The organism is Bradyrhizobium sp. BR 10261, assembly GCF_019455395.1.
In the GTDB taxonomy this organism is placed as follows: domain Bacteria; phylum Pseudomonadota; class Alphaproteobacteria; order Rhizobiales; family Xanthobacteraceae; genus Bradyrhizobium; species Bradyrhizobium manausense.
The window spans coordinates 146,121-152,510 of sequence record NZ_JACOFQ010000018.1 but is presented as its reverse complement, the minus strand read 5'-3'; the positions used below and the strand labels follow the sequence as shown (position 1 = coordinate 152,510).

4 protein-coding genes and 1 tRNA gene are annotated in these 6,390 nt (G+C 62.8%); 2 read left to right on the top strand and 3 right to left on the bottom strand.

The features are described from left to right. Positions 1–2,028 precede the first annotated feature (2,028 nt). Both HYH07_RS21795 and HYH07_RS21790 read left to right on the top strand, forming a co-directional pair. Positions 2,029–2,364, top strand: coding sequence for a hypothetical protein (locus tag HYH07_RS21795; RefSeq protein WP_228749689.1), 336 nt, complete (start codon positions 2,029–2,031; stop codon positions 2,362–2,364). A 748-nt stretch (positions 2,365–3,112) separates the two neighbouring features. Continuing rightward, positions 3,113–3,358: a hypothetical protein gene (locus HYH07_RS21790; protein WP_220004413.1), complete on the top strand. Its 246-nt coding sequence runs from the start codon at positions 3,113–3,115 to the stop codon at positions 3,356–3,358. Between the two features lie 4 nt (positions 3,359–3,362). Here the strand turns inward: HYH07_RS21790 and HYH07_RS21785 are convergent. The 3 genes from HYH07_RS21785 to ilvD all read right to left on the bottom strand — a co-directional run bounded on the left by HYH07_RS21785 (position 3,363) and on the right by ilvD (position 6,230). Next, a tRNA-Ser gene (locus tag HYH07_RS21785) sits at positions 3,363–3,452 on the bottom strand. A 364-nt stretch (positions 3,453–3,816) separates the two neighbouring features. Further along, positions 3,817–4,143, bottom strand: coding sequence for a hypothetical protein (locus HYH07_RS21780; RefSeq protein WP_220004412.1), 327 nt, complete (start codon positions 4,141–4,143; stop codon positions 3,817–3,819). Positions 4,144–4,379: 236 nt separating this feature from the next. Continuing rightward, positions 4,380–6,230 carry a dihydroxy-acid dehydratase gene (gene ilvD / locus HYH07_RS21775; RefSeq protein WP_220004411.1) on the bottom strand — a complete coding sequence of 617 codons (1,851 nt, stop codon included), beginning with the start codon at positions 6,228–6,230 and terminating at the stop codon, positions 4,380–4,382. Between the last annotated feature and the right edge of the window lie 160 nt (positions 6,231–6,390).

The following is a 6,390-nucleotide window of genomic DNA, read 5'->3' as shown; positions in this document are numbered from 1 at the left end:
AGGTTGTCACCCATGTCTCAGGTACAATCTGTTACCCATGTGTCAGGGCCGGACATTGAATTTGATGGCGGAAGGGGTGGGATTCGAACCCACGGTACCCTTGCGGGCACGCCGGTTTTCAAGTTCGGGCGGCGCCGTGTCGCCCTGTGCTGGCACGTCCACCTAGTCCGGATTTCCTCGCGTCTTGGCAGGTCGACAGTCCAGTCAGTCCATCGCGTGTCGTCTCGTGCTGGGGCGTTTGGGTCCAAACTTGGGTCCAAGGAGGACGTCGATGACTGTCCTTCCAGGAATCCTCAGCACGGTCGTCGCTGCACTGAGGCTGGCCGATATACGCGTGTGGACCGCGCTTGTTCTCGGACTTCTCGTGATCGGGTTGTCCGCCGCGCTCATCACCCTCGCTGAGCTCTGTCGATCTGGACGGGCTATCGCTATCGGCAACGCTCTGCGGGTGGCGGATACGGGCGACGATGACGGCGGGCGCGGCTTCCCGCGCCCAATCAATCGGAGATTGACGCGGCCATGCTCGGTTGCGGCTTCCAAGCGCGCCCGCTCAAGCAACACTGCACCAAGCGGGACGAACGCAGGCGAGCGTGAACCGGCGGTATTTCTGACAATCAAACGCTCGTGGCCCGGCGCGGTTCTTGTCCGGTGATCGCGCGCCGGGCCTAACCATTCCCCGCTTCCCCCGTGAGGTTTGGCTAGGGTGAAGATAAAACGATTCTCGGGACAGCTTATACTTGTTTGTGCAAAGCCCAGAACGCGATCGGCAGACGGGTGATGGCCCCCATTCCGAGCAACAAGAGAACGCTTTCCACACCCACGACGCGCGGTAGCTCGCGCGCTTTCCGGGGGTCCGCCAGGAACGACGGAGCGACTGCCAAGTTTTCCCGATGGACCAGGTTCGTGATCCCTGGCCAGAAGGTGTCTTGCCACGGGCGGCCGCACTCGCGTTCATTAATTTTTGGCTCAAACAAACCTATGTTGGTGTGGGAACAAGCCGGGGGATCTTAGTCTCGATTGCATCATTTTCCCGATTGGTCCAACGGCGGGCCATGATCCGAGTTTTCGTTCAAAAACTTGGTTGGGGGCTAGCACGACATGCGAGAACATCATGGTCAAGCGGCTGACGCCGCTGTGCTGTTGCGTGAGCGCCTAGAACAGCTCACATCTCAATTGTTCGAACTGGAAAGTCTTCGTGCCCGCGTGGTTGAGGCGGAGCGGAGCGCTCCGGTCATCCCCGCAACCGCTCCGCCCTGTCCGCGAAGCGTTGGAGCGCGGACGAAGCGTTATCAGTGATCGAGCGGCAGCCCTAGTCGCTACTTCTATTGGGACGACCTTCCGTCGCGACGGCTGCGGCCGGGGCAAGTGCCCGCGAACAAGCACTCGATTGGGCGAGAATGTTCGCCCGAATTATGCGCGGCCTAATCGGCCGCTGAGGCCCCGCCAGCGAACCGGCGGGCCTTTGATTCTGAGCCGCCCGCTTCACATCTGTCCCGCAGCAAATCGGCACAACAATTGATGTGTCTGCCGCGCCGTGTGCCTGGTAGCGTCCTGAAAAAGGGGGCGGGCATGGATCGATTAGAAAGCGCAGTGGCGCACCTCGAGGCGCCTGATTGCCCAAATTGTCACGTCGCCATGAGGTGGTTTCGCTCGGAGCTGGTGCTGGACGCCCAGCAATCGATTGTCGCCCACCTTTTCATCTGCCCCAACTGCAAACGCGCCCACCGGATCGATACCAAGTACACCCCGGTTCGCGTCCCACCTGAGAGGAAGGCGGCCCCTCTCTTTCGGGTCATCCGGTGAGCACGGCGCTAGGCGTCGCCGAAGGGCTGATAGGAACCGCGGAATTCGCCACCGATTGTCACTGCGCTGGCCCGCCGTCGGGCTGGCGGAGCGGCCCCGGCCTACCCCAAAAGCCCCCTGAAGCCGGGGCCGTCTCTCCGCCCTTCCTGCCGCGCATGTGGGGCTTGATTCGGCTTCCGCGCCCCCGCGCCTTGTCTTGGACTCCGGTCACTGGAGTTCGTGCGTATGGCCTTCCCCTCGCTCATTCCGAACGATCGGCTCGACAAGGATTTCTATCTGGTCCTGGAGGAGTTCCGAGACGACGCCGTGTTCCGGGAGACAGAGGAAGGCATCGATCGAGCAATCCTGATCGACGATTTCCTCTCCGGACAGTACGATCAGGTGCTGCGCGTGGTCGCATTCAATCCGGCTGAGGGATGGTCCAGGGATGCACCAGAGGACGTCGCCAGCGATCTGGAGCGCCGGCTGGCCGCTGAGGATCACGAGATCTCGGACGCCCTCAAGGACTTCGTCGAGGCGCAGCTCGGCCGCAAGATCGGCGTACAACTGAGGCTGATCTGAGCTGGCGGTACACTTTCACTAGCAGGATCGAGTGGCACTTCTTGTCGTCGTGGTCGCTGTCTTGGGTACCATTCTTGGCATTGCCTTGGCGAAGAAAGATCCGGAGGCATTCGCTCGCTTGACTGAAGATCTTTCCGAACGGTCATCTCGTCGGCGAAAGCGCGGCTGATGTGGCAATTTGCTGCCGCCGACTTAAATGCTGGCCATGCCAAAACAGTTCGAGTTCTGCAGGCCGCAGGCGCGCAAGGTGGTCTGCAATGAGCCGGGAGTAATAGGCCCGCCGGCGTGAACCGGCGCCAACACAAGGGCAGCAGGCTCCGCTCTACAACGGCTGCGGCCCGACGTTCCGCACGATCGGCGGCCCACCTCTGGCCTAAGACATCTATCGCCGTAGGGAACGCCACATCCAAACGGCTGATTAAATTTAGAACACTGTATCTTTTTGGACTGAGGGATTGAATCCCGAGCAGGAAGATATGAACCGGCGTGCCGGGTTGAGTTTGGTGCGTCGGGCGGTCTCGGAGGGTCTCGTCTCCAGCCGCCGAGATACCCGGGACCGTTCGTCTGAATAAATCCCGCGACTCACATTTGTTGTGGCGGGAACTAGTGGTGCCGGGAAGATTCGATAAACCGGGGCTGGCTGATACTTCACTTAAGTTTTTCACCCGGAAGTTTTGACCAATGCGCGGGCCGCAGCTGCCCCCAGCTGCGGCCTACGTATTCTGCGAATTCCGCTTTCGGAGATCTAATGCCCAACGAACATTGCTTGATCGTCCATGCTGCTGGAAGACAATTGGACCTGCTCCGCGGAGAAGCTTCGCGCATCGCAAAAGGAAAACAGATTAACTGGTGGACCGATCGCGCCGACGCCGGTACACGCTTTTGCTTTGAAGACGCGAATGCGAAGGAGACGTTCGCGCTCACTTGCGACAATTTCGGCATCCGTTGTCGAGACGATAAGGCCCTTCTCAAGGATATAAGTAATTTCAAATAGTTGATGGCGGAAGGGGTGGGATTCGAACCCACGGTACCCTTGCGGGCACGCCGGTTTTCAAGACCGGTGCCTTAAACCACTCGGCCACCCTTCCAAGACTGGCTGTCAAGTCTGGCTGTCGCTTAACGTAGTCGGCCGCGCAAGGCAACGCGAAGTTAGGGCTGTCCGCATCGAGCCGGCCCACCAAATCCGACCTGTCAGGCGCGCGTCAGGCTGATCTTCTAGCCTGGCAACACTTGGGGGGAGTCCTTGGGGGGAGTCCTTGGGGAGAGTCAATGACGCTTCCCCGTCAGCCATCCCGGACATTGGCGATGCCACCCAGGGCGTCGCTGGTCGCGAGGCCCGGTCGGATTCGCCTCCATGTCCGGGCCTCGTTTGGCTTGCCGCAAAGGCAAACGCGGCGCCCCAAAGGACGCCGCGCGAAGTCTGTTGCTGAGTTTGGTGTTGCCCGCCTCAGCTCAGTAGCCGCAGGACGCGCAGCCCATCTGCACCGGCGCGTAATAGGAATAGCCCGGCGAGACCATCTCGACGCGCTGGCGCGTCGCGTATTGCGGCGGGATCTGCTCGTACTGAACACCGGGCGGCGCCACCATCACGGTCTGCGGGACCATCACGGTGCGATACTGCGCCGGCGTGCGATGCGCGACGACGGCGCCGGGTGACACCATCACGGTTTCGTCGACGGTGCGGTATTGCGGGGCGACGTATTGTTGCTGATAGCACGTCGTGCACGGCGGCGGCGGCGCGTAGCAATTATAGCAGCCGGCAGACGCTGCGTCCGTCATCGCAATCGCGGCGACGACTGTTCCGAAAACCACAGCAAGAGTACGAGACATTATGGTGGTGCCCCAATTGCCCGAAATGGATGTGCGAAGGTGGCCGCAGTATAAGCCGCAAAACGCATCTCTGCCGAAGTTCGTCGGGGCATCCTTAATGCGAACGGCCGGCTTGCGCCGGCCGTTCAGAACTTGTTGACCATGTGCGAGCGCGAGAGTCACGCTCACGCCGATGCACAACGCGCTTACTTCGTGCGACGCTTGACCTCACGCACCGCGCCGCGCGCAGCGCTGGTGGTCAGCGCAGCGTAGGCCTGCAGCGCGGTCGAGACGCTGCGCTTGCGCGCCGCGGGCTGCCAGGCGGCATCGCCCTTCGCCTCCTCCGCCGCACGGCGGCTCGCGAGATCCTCGTCGGAGATCTCGAGATTGATGCTGCGGTTCGGGATGTCGATGGCGATGCGATCGCCGGTGCGCACCAGAGCGATGTTGCCGCCTTCGGCCGCTTCCGGCGACAGATGGCCGATCGACAGACCCGAGGAGCCGCCGGAGAAACGACCGTCGGTGACGAGCGCGCAGGCTTTGCCGAGGCCCATCGATTTCAGATAGCTGGTCGGATACAGCATTTCCTGCATGCCGGGGCCGCCGCGCGGGCCTTCATAGATGATGACCACGACCTCGCCGGCGACGACCTTGCCGCCCAGAATGCCTTCGACGGCCGCGTCCTGGCTCTCGAACACACGTGCGGGGCCCGAGAATTTCAGGATCGAAGAATCGACGCCTGCGGTCTTCACGATGCAGCCGTCCTGGGCGAGGTTGCCGTAGAGCACCGCGAGGCCGCCGTCCTTGCTGAAGGCGTGCTCGATGTCGCGGACGACGCCCTTCTCGCGATCGGCATCGAGCTCGTCGTAGCGGCGATCCTGGCTGAAGGCGACCTGCGTGGGGATGCCGCCGGGCGAGGCGCGATAGAAGGTGCGCACAGCCTCGCTCTTGGAGCGCTTGATGTCCCAGCGCTCCAGCGCCTCCTTCATGGTCGGCGCATGCACGGTCGACACTGACGTGTCGATCAGACCGGCCCGGTCGAGCTCCCCGAGAATGCCCAAAATGCCGCCGGCGCGATGCACGTCCTCGACATGGACGTCGGCAACTGATGGTGCGACCTTGCAGAGCACGGGCACGCGGCGCGACAGGCGGTCGATGTCCTGCATGGTGAATTCGACCTGCCCTTCATGGGCGGCGGCAAGGAGATGCAGCACGGTATTGGTCGAGCCGCCCATCGCGATGTCGAGCGTCATCGCGTTCTCGAACGCCTTGAAGTTGGCGATGTTGCGCGGGAGCACGGAGGCGTCGTCCTGCTCGTAGTAGCGGCGGACGAGGTCGACGATGGTGTGTCCGGCCTCGACAAAGAGGCGCTTGCGGTCGGCATGGGTGGCAACGACGGTGCCGTTGCCGGGCAGCGCGAGGCCGAGCGCCTCCGTCAGGCAGTTCATGGAGTTGGCGGTGAACATGCCCGAGCAGGAGCCGCAGGTCGGGCAGGCCGAGCGCTCGATCACCTTGACGTCGTCGTCGCTGACCTTGGAATCGGCCGCAGCCACCATGGCGTCGATGAGATCGACCGCCTTGGTCTTGCCCTGGAGCTTGACCTTGCCGGCCTCCATCGGGCCGCCCGAGACGAACACGGCGGGGATGTTGAGGCGCAGCGCGGCCATCAGCATGCCGGGCGTGATCTTGTCGCAATTGGAGATGCAGACGAGGCCGTCGGCGCAGTGGGCGTTGGCCATATACTCGACGCTGTCGGCGATCAGCTCACGCGACGGCAGGCTGTAGAGCATGCCGTCATGGCCCATGGCGATGCCGTCGTCGACCGCGATGGTGTTGAACTCCTTGGCGACCCCACCAGCCTGCTCGATCTCGCGGGCAACCAGCTGGCCGAGGTCCTTCAGGTGGACGTGGCCGGGCACGAACTGGGTGAAGGAGTTGACGACCGCGATGATCGGCTTGCCGAAATCGCCGTCCTTCATGCCCGTCGCGCGCCAGAGGCCGCGGGCGCCTGCCATGTTGCGGCCGTGGGTGGTGGTGCGGGAGCGATAGGCTGGCATGGCGGTTTCCGTCCTCGGGGTTGCGCGGCGCGGGCGGGCCATATGGAGCCCCCTCACACCTTTCCGGCCGGATAGCGCACGGGGTGATCAGGCGCAACGGGAACTTGGATCGGACAGGGCTCCCCTGCTCCCGGCGCGGGCTTGGAGGCGAACGTCGCGA